Here is a 16,780-nt window from a genome sequence, read left to right as displayed (position 1 = left end):
CCTGCGCTCACGTCAGGCCCGCGCCTGCCGTGCCACCTCGGCATGCACCCGCGCCTTGTAGACGTGCCATGGCCCATCCAGCGAATCCCACGCCGCGATGCCGAGCTGTGCCGCCGTTCGCTCGACACTGGCCCGGCTATCCCCGTCGCTGGCCGCGCCGTTGGCGTCACCACCCTCGGCCACCTCGTCCTGCCAGCGCTGGTCACGCAGCCACGACGACGCCAGTGGCACCCACCGGCCGCCATCGCGTTGCCAGGCATCGCTGGCCGCCTGCGCCCGCACCGCATCAACGATCCGCAACCGCAGCGCCGCATCAGGCGCCAGCTCAGCCCATTGCCGGCGAGCCCGGGCTTCCGCCGATTTCTTTGGAAAGGTTTTCCAGAAGTCATCAAACCCACTCGCATCCCCCTTGGGGGGTAGGGGGGTGTTCAATTCAATGGTGTTAATTGATACTAGTGTCCGGCTGGCGGACGGGTCGGGTCCGGCTGGCGGACGGGTGGGGTCCGTTTGGCGGACGGGTGGGGTCCGGCTGGCGGACGGGTGGTAGTCCGTTTGGCGGACCCGTCCGGCTGGCGGACCGGTCCGGGTGGCGGACGGGTCTGTATCCTTTTCCGGGTAGATTTCACCCTCCCAGTTGGCGGGCGTGACCCAGTATGTGGTGTTGCGCCCGCTGGCCCGGTCCGGCCAAATGACCTTTTTTTCCTCAAGATATTTCAGCGCCTCAATCACCGCCGAACGACCCCAACAGGTGCGCATGCACAGGTAGTCAATCGAGGGAAAGGCAAACCCATGATCATTGGCAATTTCTGCCAGCTGCATCAGCACATTTTTGGCAACGCCGGGCATCTTCAGCCGGACGCATGCGGTCGAGATCATGAAGCTCATGCGAACAACCCCGCCTGCTCCGACGGCACGCACACAGGCCTCACCGCGCTACCTGTCACGCTGCACGCCCGGATATCGTCAAGCCGCACCAGACGCTTGGCCGCCACCAGCTCAGACACCCGAGCACTGACAAAGCCCAGCTCAATGCGCCGGCCCTGGCGGCTCTCATAGATATCCCTGATTTCATTCAGACTCATGTCCTGCGTGCCACTGCGCTGGCTGTCCAGCACCACGTCAAAGATTTCACGCTGTTTGCGGCCCATGTCGCGGGCGGCAAGGCCCTTCAAGGCCTGCGCCGAGGTATTGAGTACGCTCATGCTGCCGCCCTCCACTGCTGCCCTGCCTTGCTTGCACCCCGCGCCGCCTGCAGCAACGCCTGCGTCACTTCGTTAACGGGCCTCACAGCGCACCATCCTTCTCCACCCGCTTGCCTTCAAGGTGGCACTTATTCACGGCCCCCATGAAAGCCGACACCGAACTGATCATTTGTGCGCAAATGCGCTCAAGACGCGCACGCTCATTGTCAGTAAGGGCTTTATCCTCCAGGTCGGCCATCGACTCCCGCACCAACTCGCTCGAATCGCGAAGCACATCGCTCAAGCGCACCATGCAGCTGTCACCCTTCAGCTGCAAAGCCGAGGGCAGCGGCAACACCATGCAATCCATCTGGACGGCAAAAGCTTCCAGAATGCGCTTGTCACCCGAGATGACGGAAATCTTCACCGCCGTCTTCAGGCCCAGTTTTGCCGTACCGACCTCTGCCACCTCATGGCACAACGTGGTTGCGCTCTTACTGATCCTAGGACCTAGCGAATCCGCCCCCCCTTTGTAGTCGTGTACCAGGTTGTAGGCCGCATCAATTTCATTCATCACAGACTCCAGGAAATGTTGTTACTGACAGGGCCGAAGCTGCAAAGCAAACTACGGCCATGGCGAAAAAGAAAAAACCCCGCACCATCCCGACGCACGAAACACCGCACGCTTGCCTGCATGTGGCGGCCATATGGGAAGGAGTGAAACCACGCCGTGCGGCGGTTGGGCAAGTGGTGCGGGGCGGAAAATGGCGGGCGTCCACAGCCAGTGGAGCGTGCAGCTCTCACACAACAATGGCCACTGAAAGGGATGCCCATGGAAAACCAGATATCGACAGACAAATTGCAGGGGTAGTCCCACTAAACGTCCGCCGCCCCCGGCCCTGCGGCATCGATATCCGCCTGCTCACGGTCAACGGAACGACGCTGGACAAGTGCCGCGCGGCGCTCGGCACCGTTCCAGATGGGGGCCCTCTTGGGAAGGTGAACCAGGCCGGCCTGCTCGGCCTTTTCGAGGTCGGCCTCCAGGGCAACGTCGGTGGTCAGAGGGGCTGCGGCCAGGGCCTCGATGGCGCGGGGGATGGGCGGGGAGGTGGCGGGAACGGCCAGCTCGGGCCAATGTATTTCCCAATCGTCGGGGCGAAGTTCCTTGCGCGTAACGGCGCCAGAAAATGCCGTTTCAATTGGCGCGCAATGCTCAACCGGAACCAGTCCACCGCGCTTTATCCAGTTCGCCACCGCCGTTTGGCCAAGGCCTATCGCCTCAGCGAGGGCTCGCTGGCTTCCAGCGATTGCAATTGCTTTGTTTAGTCCATCCATGACCCTATTAAATCACGTTCGTGATAATGAATCAACCACCAACGTGATTGGCTTGTCTGGTTCAATCACTAATGTGATTACAATTGCAGACCGACTCAAATCAGCTCGCGAAGACGCCGGGCTCACACAAGAAGAACTAGCCAAAGTCGCCAAGGTGACACAAAGCACTATTGCAAACGTTGAAGGTGGCCTAAGAAAAAAACCAAGGGAACTCCTGGCCATCGCCCGTGCCTTGAATGTGCATGCCGAGTGGCTGGAGAGCGGCAAGGGAGAGCGGCGCCTATTCCCCAACGAATTACCAGACGGCGCTCGCCCAACCGAAGTCAAGTACGCCTTTCGCGTCGGCGTCGTCCAGGGTGGCGACAATGGCTTCATCGAAGCCTATACCGCACCCACCGCCCAGGAGGCAGAACCCGTCTATTACGCCTCTACCCTGCTCGATGACCAAGCCTACGCCGTCAAGGTGCGCGGCAACAGCATGGAGCCCGCCATCATGGCCGGCTGGGACGTCGTCGCCTCACCCAACCGCCCAGCCGACCCCCCTGACTTGTGTGTCGTCCATTTCACCGATGGCCGCAAGGCGATCAAGAAGCTGACGTGGCTGCGAGGCGGCATGGTGTGCCTGGAGTCCATCAGCGCCCTGCATGAAAAAATCACCGAGCCAGTGGAAAACATCATCCGCATGGACAAGGTGATATCGATTGTCCCGAATTAAAGGAAAAGCATGGAAGTGCTGATTTTTTGGTTTGCCGCCTCAATTGTGGTCGGCATCATTGCCAGCAGCAAGGATAGGCATGGATTCGGCTACTTCGTTTTGTCCATGATCCTATCCCCGCTCATTGCCGGCATACTGGTATTGGCGCTACCCAGCCTCAAAGAACAGGCGGCCCTAATTGCCGGTGAAGCCATAAGCCCGAAAACACATGTCCGATGCCCGGATTGCCGGGAGCTGGTCAGGATGGACGCACGAGTCTGCAAACACTGTGGAATTGCCCTAAGGCCCCTGGGCGCGACACCCGATTGAGATCAAAAGCACACCACAGAGCACCATTCCCCATGGGGCGACGAGAAATATAAATCAACTGGGAGTACAAATGGCTTTAGTCAAGTGCCACGAATGCGGCAACCAGGTCAGCACCGCAGCCAAGGCATGCCCTCAATGCGGAGCCAAAATCAAAAAACGCCACAGCAAAGCCCAGTGGCTATTCATCGGCCTGGCAACCGTGGGCATCGTCTCCTGCATCGCCAACACGCAAGACGCTGCGGACAAACGCGCTACCAAACTCGCCGCCGTAGAAGCCGAAAAGTCGCCAGAGCAGAAGATTGCCGAGGCGGCAGAAAAGGTGAAGAAAGAGGCTGAATTTCAGCGCATCGTCGCAGGCGCCAAGGTCATCAAACAAGGGGCAAAAAACCCCAACTCATTTAGCCTCAATTCAGCCGTCCTGATGGCTGACGGCTCCATTTGCTATGAGTACCGTGCAACCAATAGCTTCAATGCAGTGGTTCCTGGCAAGCTCGTCATCACCCAAAACAACAAGGCCACGCAAGAAGGGCGCGACTGGAACAAGTTCTGCGGCGGCAAAACCGGCACGGACTACAGTCATGCGCGACAAGCCTTGTGACACGACACAACTCTGAGCAGCTGTTAAAAATGACCCCCACCGCCACCCAACCCGCAGCGCCGCAACCTGCGCCGGAGCGCCGCGAACAAGCCAGCGTACCCCCAAAAAAATGGAGATAAACATACCCTATACCCACGCCACGCTACCCGACTACCCCGGACCACAACCCGAGCGCAAAGACCTGCCGCAAAACCCTCCACGGCGCGCCCAGCCGGCCCTCAGGCGCAGCGCTTAACCACCACAACAACGAGGATGCCGACCAGCGCCCAAACAGGCGTCGCGGCGGCACATAGGTAGGCCCTGTCAAGGCGGGCCGCCACCGTCATATTATTTTTCACATAGCCGTCGATCCGGCTTTGCCGTGATAACAATTCGCTGCGGCGCAGCATCACCAGGGCCGACTCAGGCTGCCGGCCTTCGGCAGTCAGTTCCGCGCGGTAAACCTCCAGCGGACCCTCCATGTACTCAAGCAGTTTTTGGGGCTCATTAGTGGGCGGATAAAGTTCCTGCGTGCGGCATATCTTCACAGCTACCCAGGCGGCAAGCCCAAACCACCACAGTGCCACCGGCACCAGCGCGCTGAAAGACCATAGCGCATCAGGCTGACCCAGCCGGCCCAGCGCATAAGCACCCGCAGCGCCCGCGCCACCCAAAAGCAGCGCCAGCATGGCATGGCCCCGCTTGTTGAGCAGCTCCATCGTCTCAAGCCTGAAGGCTGCATTCTTGCCCGCCTGCGCCTCAATGTAGTCAAGTGAATCCATTCCGCCTTGTACCACCCCCGCCCCTTGAGGCGGTTTTTTTTCGTCCTTCATTTGCAATTCCCTTACCTCACACCATGCGGGCAGTTGCATTATTGCAAACAAATATCACGTTCGTGTTGACACGATAAATCACATTAGTGATAATTCACCCATGCCGCAGAAACCCTCTGCGCCACCCGTCAGTCATCGCACCGGCGGCCCGCATGGCCCCTTAACAACACACAGGATTCACGGCCCACCCTGCACGCAGGGCGCCCTGCTCCCGCAGCGTCGGCAGATCAAGACGCTAAATCCCGAACTCCCTGGGCGAGCATGCCGCGTGGCATGCGCTGACCCCAGGGGCCGGGCTCCCCAACAAGGGGGACGCCGATATGTCGTGGCGCGGTAACGACTGACCGCCTCAGGGCGTCATAGCCTGGGCACGAATGCTTCCTGAATGGACACGGATTGAGTACCCGTGACGGCCTTCGCAAGAGGGCCAAAACTTCAGCATCGTGTGAGGGTGCTGATGTTTTTCACCCCTTCCGGCGAAGCGCCGCAAGCCAACCAGGCGCCAACAACAGGAGCACCCATGCACAAATAACCCATCACTACAAGCCACTAAAGCCCGTCTGATCACGGGCTTTTTCATTCAAGAGCGCCCACGGGGCGTTGCTGAATGTGAATGACCACCGCCGCGCCCTGATGCGGCTTTTTTACGCCAACTTTTCACCAGGAGGCCGAATTGAACACGCTCACCCACAGTGCAGACGCCTGCACAACTCTGATGCCCATATGCGACGGGCGTTTACGCTTTCATAGCGCGTTTGGCGGCCACAGCATCGCAATGATCATTGAGGGGTCCATGGGTGAAGCGCGCCTGTACCGCGACTACCAGCCCGTCGATGAGATAGATTTCCGCCCGGGAACCTGGTGGGGCTCGGAAAGTCGCGTCGATCAGCAGGGCAGAAGCTGGTCGTCCTCTGTCGGCAGATTGGTTTGCGACGATTTCGGCAATCTGGTCGAGGTGCCGGCATGAGTAATACCAAAGCCGCATTTCACATCCTGCGTCAAATGCACCGCGACCCGCGCCTTGCCTACCTCATTGGCCCCGGCTCGGAGTCGTTCGAGCTGCTGATCGAAGAGGCGGCGCAGGACCAACACATCGATATCGACGTCATGCGCCGAGTGTGCAGCAAAGGCCTGGCCACGCAGCCGTGGCCGTCAGAACGCTCCATCCAAATCCGCATCGATGAGGCCGTTGAAAATGCGCTGGCCAAAAAGCCGGAGGGCACGACATGCTGACCTTTCGCATCATCGTCCCCGGCGTGACCACCTACATCGGCGTCTTCCCCGGCCAGCTGCAGGCCGCAGCCGACGCAGAACGCCGCTTTCCTGACGCACCACCCGCCACCACCATGCATGTGGCGCTGAAAGGCCTGCCATGAATCGCCTCAACACCCGCCCAGGCTACTACCGCGTGGACACGCGCCGGCAGATCACCATAGAGGGGCCTTTCCGCCGCGCCCCCGGCCCGATCCGCTCGGCCATCTTTACGGTGCTGACCGTCCTTTTTTGCGTACTGGTACTGGCGCCACTGATCGCCCTGGTTGTCTTCCAAGTCGCGCAGTAAGGGGCCCGCCATGTCTTCGCTAGATGCCGTCATCAAACTTCGGGCCTTTCTGACCATGGGGCCGGCCAACTGCACCACCGGCCCAAGCCTTGATGCAGAGCGAGGCTTCGTGCTGGTAGGGCGCGATATCGCTGGCCGCATCTTTCCACAAGGCTTTAGCGCCCAGTGGCTAGGCGCCGAGGCCTTGCAGTTCCTTGAGGCACACCGCGCAGAGCTGATACCCGGCCGCTGCGTGGACCTTGAGATTTACCACGTCCGCCCCGTCAACACCGAGCTGCGCGCACGCATCAAGTCGTGCCAACTCGCCCCCCTCGCCCCCAGCTGGATCGCCCACGAAGAAAAGCGCCAGCAAGCAGCTACCCCTACCACCCCATCCATCCCCACCACCGACCAGGAACAAGCTTCAGCATGAAGACCATCACCATTGTCTTGACCGATCTACCCAAGGGTGCAGGCGTTGCAGTCATCACCGATGCCGACTCCCCTTGTATCGGCCAGCCGCGCACCCCTGCCCAAAGCCTGGCCATGGACCTGTTGCGCACATGCAGGGCCCAGGCCAACAAGGTACAGCACAACACGCCATGCACCAACCAGGTCAAGCAGTTGCTCAATGACATGCTGCACCCTGAGGAGCTCGGCCATGCCGTAACACCCGAAGTCCGCGACCGCGCCAGGCTGTGCCTGGGCATGCCCGCCGTCGAATCGCATCTCATCTCCCGCAACAGGTCGCGGTCATGACCGCCGCCGCCCTCCTCCTATTGCTCAGCACCTTTGCCCTGGTGTTTTGCCTGGGCTTGCAGAGCCAGCTGGTCAACAACGGCCACGGCATCGCAGCCTTTTGCAACTCACTAGCCATCGGCGCCGCCAACCTGGTGCTTTTCAAGCTCGCGCCCAATGCCAGCGGCTGGGAAATTGCCGCCTACCTCGCGGGCGGGCCATTCGGCATCGTCGCCAGCATGTTTGTTTACCGCCACCCCATCACCGCGCAGCTGCTGCGCACAACACGCCATAAAAAATGAGCCTCCACACCCCCTACATCCCACGCTCCGACAGCCTCGCATCCAGCTGCATCGGCTTTTTCAAAAACAACCCGGACGAGCACCTCACGCTGGAAGACATTGCTGAAAAATTTGACTGCGTACGCGGCAACATCCACAGCATGCTGCGCCCCGCCATGGACGCCGGCCTGCTGAAGCGCGACCGCGACATAGACGGCGACTACACCTACAGCGCCGGCAGCGCCATCCTGCAGCACCAACAGGCCAAGGCCGAGCCAGCACCAGCAGCGCTCCAAGCCGCCCGCAAGACCGCGCCCCGTGGTTTTAAAAGCCCACGCCACATCATCGACGCGGACACCCTCAAGGTCGAGCACAACGTGCCTTACGCGCCCAAGCAAAAAGTCGGCGTATGCAAGTGGGAGCCCGTTTTCCTCAAACTCAACCAAGCCGGCCAAAGTGCCATCGTTCCAGACCCCATCAAGGGCGCCCTGGCCGCCGCAGCACTCAGCCGCAACAAGCTCAAACAGGGCACCTACAAGGTCGGCATTGACGCCGTAGGCAAGACCCGGATCTGGCGCACAGCCTGAGTCCGCAGCGCCCCACCCGCCACCTCACCGGAGCCATTCACCATGTCCAAAAAACTCGCCACCGCCCTCATCGGCAAAACCTTCCGCCTGCTGCACAGTCTGCTCGACATCAGCGGCGAGCCACACCCCCATGCAGGCCAGGAAATCACCGTCATGGACCGCTCCGGCAAGAGCAGCTACAAGGTCAGCACACCCGATAACACCGTGATCGTGGTGCACGAGGAGGACTGGGGTCCCACCGAGGCCGACATGCTCAAGATCATTGCCACACCGCAATCCGGCGCATTAGCCGGACTCACCGAGCAGCTGCAGACGATCAACCTCTACACCGACCCGGCGCTAAACGTTGCTGAGCTGATCCCACTCGATCTGATCGACGACTCCCCGTCGCAGCCGCGCACCCACTACCCCGAGGCCTATATCACCGGCCTGGCCGAAGCCATGAAGGCCGTCGGCATGATCTCCCCCATGCTGCTGCGCCCCAAGGCAGATGGCCGGTATGAGAACGTTTTCGGCCACTGCCGCAAGCGCGGCGCCAGGCTGGCCGGCATGACGCACGGCCCGGCCTTCGTGCGCGACCTGACCGACGCCGAGAGTGCCCAGCTGCAGGCCGTTGAAAACCTGCAGCGCAAAGACCTCGACGCCTTCGACGAAGCGCAAAGCTTCGCCGCCTACATCAAGGCCCACAACGTCACCAAGGACGAATTCTGCCGCCGCACTGGCTTGAGCCGCACCTTGGTTTACAACCGCCTTAAGCTGGCCACGCTGCACGACGCTGGCGTCAAGGCACTGCGCGACGGCAAGATCAAGCAGGAAGTGGCCACGATGCTCGCCCGCGTGCCCGGCGAAAAACACCAGGCACACGGCCTGAAACTTATCCTGGACGGCACCTACGGCAGCGGCGCATCCGACGAACTGATGACGACGCGCAAGGCACAAGGCCTGCTGCGCGAAAAGTTCACCCTAGGCCTGAAAGACGCCTTGTGGGCGCTCGACGACGCCACACTGGTCGAGAGTGCAGGCGCCTGCACGGCCTGCCCCAAGCGCTCAGGCGCAGACCCGGTGCTTTTCGTCGACTTGCTGGGCGAAAAAGGCCACTACGGCCCGCCACGCGGAGACAACGTCTGCACCGACCCCGCCTGCTTCGACACCAAGAAGACCGCCCAGCTCAAGGCCAACCAGGCCGCGCTGGAGGCCAAAGGCAAGACGGTGATTGCCGGCAACAAGGCGCGTCAGGCTATCAGCGCGTATGGCCAGCTCAAGGGTGATTACATCCCGCTCAAGGACGTCAAGGCTGAGCTGAAGAAAATCGGCGCAAATGGCGGCACCCAGATCGAGACCGTGACGATCCAGAACCCAAGGGATGGCAAAACCATCGAGGTGGTGAAGCGCCAAGACCTGCAAGCCGCTGGCGTCAAGGTCGAGGAAATGAGCAGCAGCAAAGACAACTCAAGTAAGGCCTACGAAGCCCGTCGCCTGGAAGACGAGAAAGCGTTGGCACTGGAAAACTCTATTCATGCGGAAGCATTCCGCCTGGTGCGCGAAAAAGCTGCGAGTACCCCACGCAGCGCCCCAGAAATGCTGCTGATCGCACAAAGCGTCTGGGCCAACATCAATTGGGATGACGGGGAAGAGATCGAAGCCCTATACAGAGTGGAAGACATCGACGAACGAATCATCGAGATGAGCCTGCCCGAGCTTGAGCTCTTCATGCTGGATTGCGTGCTGATCACCAACGTCAGAGCCTCGTACAGCAATCAAAAACCAGACGATCTGCTGACCGCAGCCGAGCACTACGGCATCGATGTAGCCGCCATCCGCAAGGCGCACACCGCCGCGGAAAAGTCCAGCACCGCAACCACCGCGCCAGCACTGGCCGCCTGATTTTCACCTCAACCCGAAGGAGTCCCCATGCAAATGCACATCGCCAACGCCACCATCCACCTGACCCTGCCGCAAGGCATGGCCGGCATCCCCAGCGAGCTGCTGAATTTCGAGCCGTTCACCACGGCCACCATCCAACCGGCCGCAGCTGGAAATACCCTGACCCCACCTGCCCACGGCGAGTACTGGCTCGGCCAGGGCGGCTACTACGTCTGCACCCTGCCCGCCCTACTGGACGCGCCTGCGCGCCACCTGATTGCCGGCGCCGCCGAATCCGAAGACCGGATCACCTACGGCCCCAGCATCGATGTGCCTGGCGCCCGCAGCCAGCTCAACGGTCGCACCAACACCGCAGCCCTGCTAGCCACCGGCAAAGACCACCCTGCCGCAGAGTGGGCCACCGCCTACGCCGCCGATGGCCACACCGATTTCTTCCTGCCCAGCCGGTTAGACCTGGTGATGGCGCATATCTGCGCACCGGAGCTTTTTGAGAAAAGCAGCTGGTACTGGAGCAGCACGCAGAGCTCGCGCACCAACGCCTTTGTCCAGGACTTCGAGGGCGGCGACAGCATCTGGGACGGCAAGGGCAGCGAGCGGCGCGTTCGTGCTTTCCGCTGGGTTCAGGACTTGAACGCTTGACCACTTAAACACTTTTCCCACTCACGCCGGCGCAGCCGGTCCGCGATTTTTTTACCCAAGGATGAATATGGAATCAGCTACCGCAACCACCCAGGCCATCGCATCAAAAGCCAACACCCCGCCCGCCCACGGTGAAATATGGCCGGGCCAGGGCGGGCGCTTTATCTGCACCGTCGCCGCCTCGGCCGGCCTGCCCGAGCGGCACCTGATCTGCAGCACGGAAGAGGCAGAAGACCTGGCCTTTGGACCCTACCTTGACGTGCCCGGCGCCACAAGCCAGCTCGATGGCCCGGCCAATACCGCCGCGCTGTTGGCCACCGGCAAAGACCATCCCGCCGCCGCATGGGCCGCCGCCTACACGGCCGACGGACACACCGATTTCCACATGCCTAGCCGGCACGACCTGCTGCTCGCCTACATCCACGCCAAGGACCATTTCAGCGAGGACGACTACTACTGGTCGAGCTCGCAGGACTCGCGCTTCACCGCCTTTGTCCAGGACTTCGAGAACGGCAACGGCACCTGGGACGACAAGGGCAACGAGCGGCGCGTTCGTGCTTTCCGCTGGGTTCACTTGAACGCTTGACACCTTGAACACTTCACCGGCGTTCGCGCCGGTCGACGATTTTTTTTTCACCACCCGAGGAGCACCCCATGAAAGTACACCCCAACACCTTGCCGGCCGTCTTGCCAGCCTTTGGCAGCGTCATCGCTGGCCAGGGCGGCATGCTGGCCGCCATCCTGCGCGGCCCCATCGTTGATGGCATCGAGCAACCGCCTTTTGCCCTGCTGGTGTCCGACGCCACCGAAGGCGAGTTTGAAGACATCGCCTGGGGCGAGTACGGCAAGGACGTGCCCGGCACCAGCAGCCGCACAGACGGCAAGGCCAACACCGAGGCCATGGCGCTGACCAACTGCCCAGCCGCCCTGCGCGTGCGCGAACTGGTGATCGACGGCCACAGTGACTGGTATCTGCCCAGCCTGGGCGAGCTCAATTCCGCCGCAGCCAACGTGCCCGAGCTTTTCAGCACCGAGGACTACTACTGGACCAGCACGCAGCACTCGCGCCTCACCGCCTTTGTCCAGGACTTCGAGGACGGCAACAGCACCTGGGGCGACAAGGGCGGCGAGCGGCGCGTTCGTGCTTTCCGCCGGACTCCACTTGACGCCTTGACCACTTAAACCCTTCACCAGCGTGCGCGCTGGTCCGCGATTTTTTTTGAGATTGACATGGCCCTCTACTCCGACCTTCCCATTTACAAACACGGCTGCGATCTGCTCTCGCTGGCGCTTGACGTGCAAACCCAGATGCCGCGCATTTTCAAGCGCAGCCTGGGCGAGAAGATCCACGCCCTGTGCGTGGACATGCTGGAGGCGATGGCCATGGCCAATGCATCGCGGGGCAATGACAGGGTGCAGCAGCTCGACACGCTGCTGCAGCACCTACGCGCCACCACAGCCATGCTGCGAGTCAGCCACAACAAGCGGCTGATCTCACCCAAGCTCTGGGCCGAGTCGGTCGAACTGCTGGACGCCGTCGGCTCCCAGGCCGGCGGCTGGCGCAAGCAGACCGTTGGCAACCTTTCCGCAGCGCCTGCTGCATGACGGTCAAGGCCATCATGCCCGTGCGTTTATTGAATCCGGTCGAGCCGCTGGGCCACACGCCCACCGCCATGCGCATCGCAGATACCGGCGAGCAACACCAGCTCGCGTTATGGTCTGGCGCAGTTTCCGGGCTGATCGGCACTCAAAGCAATTTGAACCTTTGGCCCGGCGACGTCGATAGCTCGGCACCCCGCAGAACTCGCGCAACAACGCCTTTGTCCAGGACTTCGAGAACGGCAACAGCAACTGGAACGACAAGGACAACGAGCGGCGCGTTCGTGCTTTCCGCGGATTCAATCGCCCCCTCGGGGGCACCCCACTTTCCCTTTGCGATGGCCGACCTGGTACAGGCCTGGCTGGACTGCCGCCGCAACAAGCGCCAAAGCGCCAGCGCCCAGGCCTTTGAGGCCAATGCCGAGCGCAACCTGTGCGCGCTGCGCGCCGAGCTGCTCAGCCAGACCTACCAGCCGGGCCGCTCGATCTGCTTTGTCGTCACCCACCCCAAGCCACGCGAGGTGTGGGCGGCCGACTTCCGCGACCGCGTGGTGCACCACCTGCTCTACAACGCCATCGGCCCACGCTTTACGGCCAGCTTTGACGTCGGCAGCGCCGCCTGCATCCCCGGGCGCGGCACGCTGTACGCCGCCCAACGCCTGGAGCACGACGTGCGCAGCATCACCCAGAACTGGAGCCGGCCAGCCTTTTACCTCAAGATGGATTTGGCTAACTTCTTTGTCGCCATCGACAAGCCGGTGCTGCAACGCCAGCTGCACGCCAAAGTGCGCGAGCCCTATTGGCGCTGGCTGACCGACACGGTGCTGATGCACGACCCGCGCACCGACTTCGAGCTGCGCGGCGATGCCCGACTGCTGCAGCGTGTGCCGGCCCACAAGCGGCTGATTAACGCGCCCGCAGATACCGGCCTGCCCATCGGCAATCTGAGTAGCCAGTTTTTCGCCAACGTCCACCTCAACGCTCTGGACCAGTTTGCCAAGCACCAGCTGCACGGGAAGTACTACGGCCGCTACGTTGACGACTTCTACCTGCTGCACGAATCGGCCCAATGGCTGAATGACGCGCTGGCCAGCATCAATGCTTTCGTGCCGCAGCGCCTGGGCGCCCAGCTCAACCCACGCAAGACCATCCTGCAGCCACTGGAGCGCGGCATCGACTTTGTCGGCCACGTCATCAAGCCCTGGCGCAGGACCACCCGCAAGCGCACCGTGGCCACCGCCGTGCGCCGGCTGCAGGACATGCCCGCAGCAGACCTCCACACCGCAGGCAATAGCTATCTAGGCCTGTTACGCCAGGCCAGCCACAGCCACCACGACCAGGCCGCCGTAATCAATGTGCTGCGCAAGCGCGGCCACTGCTTTAAACCGGATTTGACGAAGATTTTTAGGATGAAACCAGCATGAGACCCACCCAACATCAGACAAACAACCGCGTGCTTGGCGCACCTGAAGGCTGGAAGCAAGGCGAAACGCCTTGCGGTGCCCTGCCCATCACCGACGCCCAGCAGGACGGCGTTAACTGCGTCATCTCATTCTGGCGGCCTGATGCCAGCGAACTGGCGCTACTCAATGCCGGCGGCCTGGTTGCCCTCTCCATCGTCGGTCGCACCATGCCGTCCGCTTCAGTCAATGCCTGGAAGGAATAATTATGAGCAACACCACTGACCTCAAACAGAAAATACGAGCCGTCGCACATGTCCAGGAGGCGGTACGCGGGATGTTAATCGACGAGATCATGGCCGAGATCGACACCCTTGCAGCCACTCCCGCACAGCCAACCGAGGCGCCAGACGATGACCCCACATCGAAGGCACAGTACCTTAACTGTGGAGACCTGACTGACCTGAGGCACCTCGATGAAGTCTTTAGTGATGGCGAGGGCTGGGACTTGCCGAAGGAGCGCATGGCGCGGCTGTGTGAGCTTGGCGTCATCCGCCACAACGGCGGTGGCCGCTACAGCATTACGTCCTTCGGTTGCCTCGCCCTTGGAAACGAGCTTATCAGGCTTCCACTGGAAACTTTCTATGAGTTCAATGCCCGTATCGGCCAAGAACACAACGCCAAGATGAACGCACAGGGGAGTCAGGCCAATGACTGATACCAACACCGAACTGGAGCCTGTAGCCACTTTGGCATGGGATAAGGCAGATGACGGAACCTACAAAGCGCAGATGACCATCAGCGGACTGCGATCAGAGCAGCAGGCCCAGGCAGCAGTTGCGCACATGCAGCGGCTTTTCTGTGGCCACGAACAGGAGCCTTCCCAATGACTGATAAACAATTTCCACCGCTGCCGGTCAGCGAGTGCTGGGCCATCGGAGGAATTCACGGCCTAGGCAAGGAGTGGTACACCGCCGATCAAATGAAGGCCTATGTTGAAGCTGACCGCGCATCCGCACCAGCGCAGCCGGTGGGAAGATCCGCCTTGAGTGGAGAATACGCGCTGCTGATGCGCTGGGGCGAGCGCGCACTCGATGCGCATCCAGCCGACGCCATGCTCATCAAAAGACACGCCCGCGAACTGCTGGAGGTACTTGCTGCCGCCCAGGGCATCACTGCAACGCAGAAGGAATCATCATGATCGGCCAGCAGCCTATAGGGGCGCTCGCCGGCGTCGTCATCAGCTCCGTGTCTCACGAGGGCTTGCGTGTCCTAGTCAACGGCAAGCCAGCTCGTCTGGCCATCGTGACGGATGACGGCCAGGTCGTGGCCAGCGGCGACCAGGTAGCCCGCGAGGCCGAGGCAGTGGCCGTTAATGCCTATCGCGGGTTCTTACAGGGAAAAGGATTTTTGAAGGTGCTGAGTAAGCCCATCATCCCCGGCTGACGCTGTGCAGCGTCAACAAAAAGCCCGCTAGTTGCGGGCTTTTTTTACGTCTGTCAGAGCGGTATATATAAACTATCACTCGCGCAGCCCAAACTCACAAAGCCTACGCGCGGCGCAGGCTTGGCAGGGGAGGCAGGGGCAAGGGGGGTCGGGGAGAAAACATCGCTCATAGCCCCTATTGTCTCAGAGCAGACAAAACCGCGAATAAAAGCCCTCAATACCCCAAGTCCAAGAGACTATAAAAAAGAATTTTTTAGCGCTTCAGGCCAAAGGCCGACAACATCTGTTCACTTTGTTTTTGCATTTGCTCCTGCATTTGCGTAAACACATTTTTGGACTGTTCCACATAATTTCCCATCATTCCCTGCATCATGGGCGACTTGGTATTCATGAATTGCGCCCACATTTCAGGCGTCAAGCCTTTGGATTGCTCCGCCATGCTGACTTGCAAATCCATGAAGGTCTGGACGTTTTTCTCAAGATAAGCGCCCATGAAACCCTGCATCGCATTGCCGTAAAAGCGGATGATGTTGGCTAGCACAGCCTCGGTAAACATAGGCACGCCACCCGTTTCCTCCTCCAGAATGATCTGCAGCAAGATGCTGCGCGTCAGATCTTCATTGGTCTTGGCATCGCGGACCACAAACTGCGCGCTAGCCATCACCAGTTGCCGGACGTCAGTGAGCGTGATGTAGGTCGAGGTTTCGGTGTCGTACAACCGCCGGTTCGGATATTTTTTGATAACACGGAGCATTTCAGCCGGGCCGCCCTTTTCGCCCGGATTAGCATCCGCAGACGAATGCCCCGATGAGGGCTGTTCGCCGGATTTCGAACTAGCGGATTTCTTTTTTTGCACTGATAACTCCTCTGAATGGCCGCCTGCGTCAAAGCGCCAGGATTGACTACATTCTATGAAGTATGCGGACGTGCACCTCCCTTGGTTTACCCTGTCCGAAACAGTGGTATCACAACAAGCTACTGCAAGCTGCCACGAAAAGGCCGGATATCAGAAGAGCAGCAGTGGATCGCAGCCCAGTCAAATCAGGAGCTTGTCCCGACCCGATCAGGTACGCGAGACACGCGCGGGATAGACCACCACAGACTCAGTCTTGGGACGCTCATCTTCTTCGGGCGCTGGTCGCGTCACCAACGAGCGCGGCTGCAGCGCGCTATTGATTTCGGCTTCAATTCTGGCGATTCTCTCGACATACATTTGAGCCAGGGCGGCATGGTGCTCTGCCGCTGCCTGGTGCTCGACCCGGGCCAGATTCGCTTCTTCCAGATACTCACGGGATTTGCGAAGATGAGCGTCAGCGTGTTGTTCAAACAGATGAAATCTCATGACAACCCTCCATGGTTGTGCCGCCAAAGGATTGCAAAAACCGAAATCATCCAAAAGCTTTGGCTTGGCACGCTGACATGATCCACCCAAATCTTGCGCAGTGTCAATAATGAGCTGAAGCAGTTGTTGCGTTGCTGGCATGGATCCAGACTCACCTCAACATCGTCGACAAAAACCAAAAAGTCCTGTCATTTGTTGAGAATCAACAAATGACAGGACTTGATATTTGGTAGGCGCGATTGGACTCGAACCAACGACCCCCACCATGTCAAGGTGGTGCTCTAACCAGCTGAGCTACGCGCCTAAGGACTGTTCGATCTAGCTATTGTAGCAGGGCAAAACGCCTGTCTGAGCCTGCTCATGAAATTTTCGAA

The 16,780-nt window shown here is 60.4% G+C and carries 29 protein-coding genes, 1 tRNA gene and 1 pseudogene; 23 read left to right on the top strand and 8 right to left on the bottom strand.

Annotation, left to right across the window (positions count from 1 at the left end; genetic code table 11):
- Positions 1-12: 12 nt before the first annotated feature.
- The 4 genes from BM160_RS07555 to BM160_RS07540 all read right to left on the bottom strand — a co-directional run bounded on the left by BM160_RS07555 (position 13) and on the right by BM160_RS07540 (position 2,516).
- Complete coding sequence (locus tag BM160_RS07555) at positions 13-885, bottom strand: helix-turn-helix domain-containing protein (protein WP_092002950.1); 873 nt, start codon at positions 883-885, stop codon at positions 13-15.
- Complete coding sequence (locus BM160_RS07550) at positions 882-1,202, bottom strand: hypothetical protein (protein ID WP_143093199.1); 321 nt, start codon at positions 1,200-1,202, stop codon at positions 882-884. Before BM160_RS07550 ends, BM160_RS07555 begins: the two co-directional genes overlap by 4 nt.
- 82 nt (positions 1,203-1,284) lie before the next feature.
- The gene (locus BM160_RS07545; RefSeq protein WP_092002944.1) at positions 1,285-1,755 is read right to left on the bottom strand and encodes a phage regulatory CII family protein; all 471 of its coding nucleotides are present in this window, start codon (positions 1,753-1,755) and stop codon (positions 1,285-1,287) included.
- Positions 1,756-2,057: 302 nt separating this feature from the next.
- Positions 2,058-2,516 carry a transcriptional regulator gene (locus BM160_RS07540; RefSeq protein ID WP_092002941.1) on the bottom strand — a complete coding sequence of 153 codons (459 nt, stop codon included), beginning with the start codon at positions 2,514-2,516 and terminating at the stop codon, positions 2,058-2,060.
- Here BM160_RS07540 and BM160_RS07535 point away from each other — a divergent pair.
- The 4 genes and pseudogenes from BM160_RS07535 (at position 2,515) to BM160_RS22175 (ending at position 4,138) form a co-directional block, all read left to right on the top strand.
- Positions 2,515-3,231, top strand: coding sequence for an XRE family transcriptional regulator (locus BM160_RS07535; protein WP_092002937.1), 717 nt, complete (start codon positions 2,515-2,517; stop codon positions 3,229-3,231). The genes BM160_RS07540 and BM160_RS07535 overlap by 2 nt on opposite strands.
- A 9-nt stretch (positions 3,232-3,240) precedes the next feature.
- Entirely contained in the window at positions 3,241-3,540 is a 300-nt protein-coding gene (locus BM160_RS07530) for a zinc ribbon domain-containing protein (protein WP_092002933.1), read from the top strand.
- A gap of 70 nt (positions 3,541-3,610) precedes the next feature.
- A pseudogene (locus BM160_RS23140) lies at positions 3,611-3,682 on the top strand (zinc-ribbon domain-containing protein); the annotation flags it as partial.
- A gap of 57 nt (positions 3,683-3,739) precedes the next feature.
- On the top strand, positions 3,740-4,138 hold the full coding sequence (locus BM160_RS22175; RefSeq protein ID WP_255368720.1) for a hypothetical protein: 399 nt from the start codon (positions 3,740-3,742) through the stop codon (positions 4,136-4,138).
- 218 nt (positions 4,139-4,356) lie between these two features.
- Here BM160_RS22175 and BM160_RS07520 read toward each other — a convergent pair whose 3' ends face one another.
- Entirely contained in the window at positions 4,357-4,950 is a 594-nt protein-coding gene (locus BM160_RS07520) for a hypothetical protein (protein WP_092002930.1), read from the bottom strand.
- 673 nt (positions 4,951-5,623) lie between these two features.
- On the opposite strand from BM160_RS07520, the gene BM160_RS07515 reads away from it, so the two are divergent.
- The 19 genes from BM160_RS07515 (at position 5,624) to BM160_RS07430 (ending at position 15,064) form a co-directional block, all read left to right on the top strand.
- On the top strand, positions 5,624-5,917 hold the full coding sequence (locus BM160_RS07515) for a hypothetical protein (protein ID WP_143093197.1): 294 nt from the start codon (positions 5,624-5,626) through the stop codon (positions 5,915-5,917).
- Complete coding sequence (locus BM160_RS07510) at positions 5,914-6,183, top strand: hypothetical protein (RefSeq protein ID WP_092002923.1); 270 nt, start codon at positions 5,914-5,916, stop codon at positions 6,181-6,183. The genes BM160_RS07515 and BM160_RS07510 overlap by 4 nt, the downstream gene beginning before the upstream one ends.
- Positions 6,177-6,326 (top strand): hypothetical protein, encoded by a 150-nt coding sequence (locus BM160_RS22560; protein ID WP_177218949.1) that lies wholly within the window; start codon positions 6,177-6,179, stop codon positions 6,324-6,326. The genes BM160_RS07510 and BM160_RS22560 overlap by 7 nt, the downstream gene beginning before the upstream one ends.
- Positions 6,323-6,511 (top strand): hypothetical protein, encoded by a 189-nt coding sequence (locus BM160_RS07505; protein ID WP_092002920.1) that lies wholly within the window; start codon positions 6,323-6,325, stop codon positions 6,509-6,511. Before BM160_RS22560 ends, BM160_RS07505 begins: the two co-directional genes overlap by 4 nt.
- Positions 6,512-6,521: 10 nt before the next feature.
- A complete protein-coding gene (locus BM160_RS07500) occupies positions 6,522-6,923 on the top strand; it encodes a hypothetical protein (RefSeq protein ID WP_092002917.1) in 402 nt (133 codons plus the stop codon).
- The gene (locus BM160_RS07495) at positions 6,920-7,249 is read left to right on the top strand and encodes a hypothetical protein (protein ID WP_092002914.1); all 330 of its coding nucleotides are present in this window, start codon (positions 6,920-6,922) and stop codon (positions 7,247-7,249) included. Before BM160_RS07500 ends, BM160_RS07495 begins: the two co-directional genes overlap by 4 nt.
- Positions 7,246-7,530 (top strand): hypothetical protein, encoded by a 285-nt coding sequence (locus tag BM160_RS07490; RefSeq protein WP_092002911.1) that lies wholly within the window; start codon positions 7,246-7,248, stop codon positions 7,528-7,530. The genes BM160_RS07495 and BM160_RS07490 overlap by 4 nt, the downstream gene beginning before the upstream one ends.
- Positions 7,527-8,096: a hypothetical protein gene (locus BM160_RS07485; RefSeq protein WP_092002908.1), complete on the top strand. Its 570-nt coding sequence runs from the start codon at positions 7,527-7,529 to the stop codon at positions 8,094-8,096. The genes BM160_RS07490 and BM160_RS07485 overlap by 4 nt, the downstream gene beginning before the upstream one ends.
- Positions 8,097-8,138: 42 nt before the next feature.
- Entirely contained in the window at positions 8,139-9,980 is a 1,842-nt protein-coding gene (locus tag BM160_RS07480; protein ID WP_092002906.1) for a ParB/RepB/Spo0J family partition protein, read from the top strand.
- Between the two features lie 27 nt (positions 9,981-10,007).
- Complete coding sequence (locus tag BM160_RS07475; RefSeq protein ID WP_092002903.1) at positions 10,008-10,619, top strand: Lcl C-terminal domain-containing protein; 612 nt, start codon at positions 10,008-10,010, stop codon at positions 10,617-10,619.
- Between the two features lie 67 nt (positions 10,620-10,686).
- On the top strand, positions 10,687-11,205 hold the full coding sequence (locus tag BM160_RS07470) for an Lcl C-terminal domain-containing protein (RefSeq protein ID WP_092002900.1): 519 nt from the start codon (positions 10,687-10,689) through the stop codon (positions 11,203-11,205).
- A gap of 68 nt (positions 11,206-11,273) precedes the next feature.
- Entirely contained in the window at positions 11,274-11,801 is a 528-nt protein-coding gene (locus BM160_RS07465; RefSeq protein WP_092002897.1) for an Lcl C-terminal domain-containing protein, read from the top strand.
- A 48-nt stretch (positions 11,802-11,849) separates the two neighbouring features.
- Positions 11,850-12,224, top strand: a complete 375-nt coding sequence (locus tag BM160_RS07460; RefSeq protein WP_092002894.1) for a four helix bundle protein — start codon at positions 11,850-11,852, stop codon at positions 12,222-12,224.
- Positions 12,225-12,556: 332 nt separating this feature from the next.
- Positions 12,557-13,642: an RNA-directed DNA polymerase gene (locus BM160_RS07455; protein WP_092002891.1), complete on the top strand. Its 1,086-nt coding sequence runs from the start codon at positions 12,557-12,559 to the stop codon at positions 13,640-13,642.
- The gene (locus BM160_RS07450; protein ID WP_092002889.1) at positions 13,639-13,884 is read left to right on the top strand and encodes a hypothetical protein; all 246 of its coding nucleotides are present in this window, start codon (positions 13,639-13,641) and stop codon (positions 13,882-13,884) included. Before BM160_RS07455 ends, BM160_RS07450 begins: the two co-directional genes overlap by 4 nt.
- A 2-nt stretch (positions 13,885-13,886) precedes the next feature.
- A complete protein-coding gene (locus BM160_RS07445) occupies positions 13,887-14,336 on the top strand; it encodes a hypothetical protein (protein ID WP_092002887.1) in 450 nt (149 codons plus the stop codon).
- Entirely contained in the window at positions 14,329-14,508 is a 180-nt protein-coding gene (locus tag BM160_RS07440) for a hypothetical protein (RefSeq protein WP_092002884.1), read from the top strand. The genes BM160_RS07445 and BM160_RS07440 overlap by 8 nt, the downstream gene beginning before the upstream one ends.
- Positions 14,505-14,819, top strand: a complete 315-nt coding sequence (locus BM160_RS07435) for a hypothetical protein (protein ID WP_092002881.1) — start codon at positions 14,505-14,507, stop codon at positions 14,817-14,819. The genes BM160_RS07440 and BM160_RS07435 overlap by 4 nt, the downstream gene beginning before the upstream one ends.
- Complete coding sequence (locus tag BM160_RS07430; RefSeq protein ID WP_092002879.1) at positions 14,816-15,064, top strand: hypothetical protein; 249 nt, start codon at positions 14,816-14,818, stop codon at positions 15,062-15,064. The genes BM160_RS07435 and BM160_RS07430 overlap by 4 nt, the downstream gene beginning before the upstream one ends.
- A gap of 253 nt (positions 15,065-15,317) precedes the next feature.
- On the opposite strand, the gene phaR is transcribed toward BM160_RS07430, so the two are convergent.
- The 3 genes from phaR to BM160_RS07415 all read right to left on the bottom strand — a co-directional run bounded on the left by phaR (position 15,318) and on the right by BM160_RS07415 (position 16,710).
- Positions 15,318-15,818: a polyhydroxyalkanoate synthesis repressor PhaR gene (gene phaR, locus BM160_RS07425; RefSeq protein WP_092002875.1), complete on the bottom strand. Its 501-nt coding sequence runs from the start codon at positions 15,816-15,818 to the stop codon at positions 15,318-15,320.
- A gap of 309 nt (positions 15,819-16,127) precedes the next feature.
- Positions 16,128-16,547, bottom strand: coding sequence for a hypothetical protein (locus BM160_RS07420; protein ID WP_255368718.1), 420 nt, complete (start codon positions 16,545-16,547; stop codon positions 16,128-16,130).
- A gap of 86 nt (positions 16,548-16,633) precedes the next feature.
- Positions 16,634-16,710 (bottom strand) — tRNA-Val (locus BM160_RS07415).
- Positions 16,711-16,780 lie beyond the last annotated feature (70 nt).

Origin of the sequence: Polaromonas sp. OV174, assembly GCF_900112285.1 — a bacterium.
Taxonomy (GTDB): Bacteria; Pseudomonadota; Gammaproteobacteria; order Burkholderiales; family Burkholderiaceae_C; genus Polaromonas.
The sequence above is the reverse complement of the archived record's forward strand: the minus strand, read 5'-3'. Positions and strand labels throughout refer to the sequence as shown.

Coding starts and splice junctions, on each gene's coding strand:
- BM160_RS07555 (WP_092002950.1), bottom strand. CDS start 885: ATGAGCTTCATGATCTCGACCGCATGCGTCCGGCTGAAGATGCCCGGC.
- BM160_RS07550 (WP_143093199.1), bottom strand. CDS start 1,202: ATGAGCGTACTCAATACCTCGGCGCAGGCCTTGAAGGGCCTTGCCGCC.
- BM160_RS07545 (WP_092002944.1), bottom strand. CDS start 1,755: ATGAATGAAATTGATGCGGCCTACAACCTGGTACACGACTACAAAGGG.
- BM160_RS07535 (WP_092002937.1), top strand. CDS start 2,515: ATGACCCTATTAAATCACGTTCGTGATAATGAATCAACCACCAACGTG.
- BM160_RS07540 (WP_092002941.1), bottom strand. CDS start 2,516: ATGGATGGACTAAACAAAGCAATTGCAATCGCTGGAAGCCAGCGAGCC.
- BM160_RS07530 (WP_092002933.1), top strand. CDS start 3,241: ATGGAAGTGCTGATTTTTTGGTTTGCCGCCTCAATTGTGGTCGGCATC.
- BM160_RS07520 (WP_092002930.1), bottom strand. CDS start 4,950: ATGAAGGACGAAAAAAAACCGCCTCAAGGGGCGGGGGTGGTACAAGGC.
- BM160_RS07510 (WP_092002923.1), top strand. CDS start 5,914: ATGAGTAATACCAAAGCCGCATTTCACATCCTGCGTCAAATGCACCGC.
- BM160_RS22560 (WP_177218949.1), top strand. CDS start 6,177: ATGCTGACCTTTCGCATCATCGTCCCCGGCGTGACCACCTACATCGGC.
- BM160_RS07505 (WP_092002920.1), top strand. CDS start 6,323: ATGAATCGCCTCAACACCCGCCCAGGCTACTACCGCGTGGACACGCGC.
- BM160_RS07500 (WP_092002917.1), top strand. CDS start 6,522: ATGTCTTCGCTAGATGCCGTCATCAAACTTCGGGCCTTTCTGACCATG.
- BM160_RS07495 (WP_092002914.1), top strand. CDS start 6,920: ATGAAGACCATCACCATTGTCTTGACCGATCTACCCAAGGGTGCAGGC.
- BM160_RS07490 (WP_092002911.1), top strand. CDS start 7,246: ATGACCGCCGCCGCCCTCCTCCTATTGCTCAGCACCTTTGCCCTGGTG.
- BM160_RS07485 (WP_092002908.1), top strand. CDS start 7,527: ATGAGCCTCCACACCCCCTACATCCCACGCTCCGACAGCCTCGCATCC.
- BM160_RS07480 (WP_092002906.1), top strand. CDS start 8,139: ATGTCCAAAAAACTCGCCACCGCCCTCATCGGCAAAACCTTCCGCCTG.
- BM160_RS07475 (WP_092002903.1), top strand. CDS start 10,008: ATGCAAATGCACATCGCCAACGCCACCATCCACCTGACCCTGCCGCAA.
- BM160_RS07470 (WP_092002900.1), top strand. CDS start 10,687: ATGGAATCAGCTACCGCAACCACCCAGGCCATCGCATCAAAAGCCAAC.
- BM160_RS07465 (WP_092002897.1), top strand. CDS start 11,274: ATGAAAGTACACCCCAACACCTTGCCGGCCGTCTTGCCAGCCTTTGGC.
- BM160_RS07460 (WP_092002894.1), top strand. CDS start 11,850: ATGGCCCTCTACTCCGACCTTCCCATTTACAAACACGGCTGCGATCTG.
- BM160_RS07455 (WP_092002891.1), top strand. CDS start 12,557: ATGGCCGACCTGGTACAGGCCTGGCTGGACTGCCGCCGCAACAAGCGC.
- BM160_RS07450 (WP_092002889.1), top strand. CDS start 13,639: ATGAGACCCACCCAACATCAGACAAACAACCGCGTGCTTGGCGCACCT.
- BM160_RS07445 (WP_092002887.1), top strand. CDS start 13,887: ATGAGCAACACCACTGACCTCAAACAGAAAATACGAGCCGTCGCACAT.
- BM160_RS07440 (WP_092002884.1), top strand. CDS start 14,329: ATGACTGATACCAACACCGAACTGGAGCCTGTAGCCACTTTGGCATGG.
- BM160_RS07435 (WP_092002881.1), top strand. CDS start 14,505: ATGACTGATAAACAATTTCCACCGCTGCCGGTCAGCGAGTGCTGGGCC.
- BM160_RS07430 (WP_092002879.1), top strand. CDS start 14,816: ATGATCGGCCAGCAGCCTATAGGGGCGCTCGCCGGCGTCGTCATCAGC.
- phaR (WP_092002875.1), bottom strand. CDS start 15,818: ATGCTCCGTGTTATCAAAAAATATCCGAACCGGCGGTTGTACGACACC.
- BM160_RS07420 (WP_255368718.1), bottom strand. CDS start 16,547: ATGCCAGCAACGCAACAACTGCTTCAGCTCATTATTGACACTGCGCAA.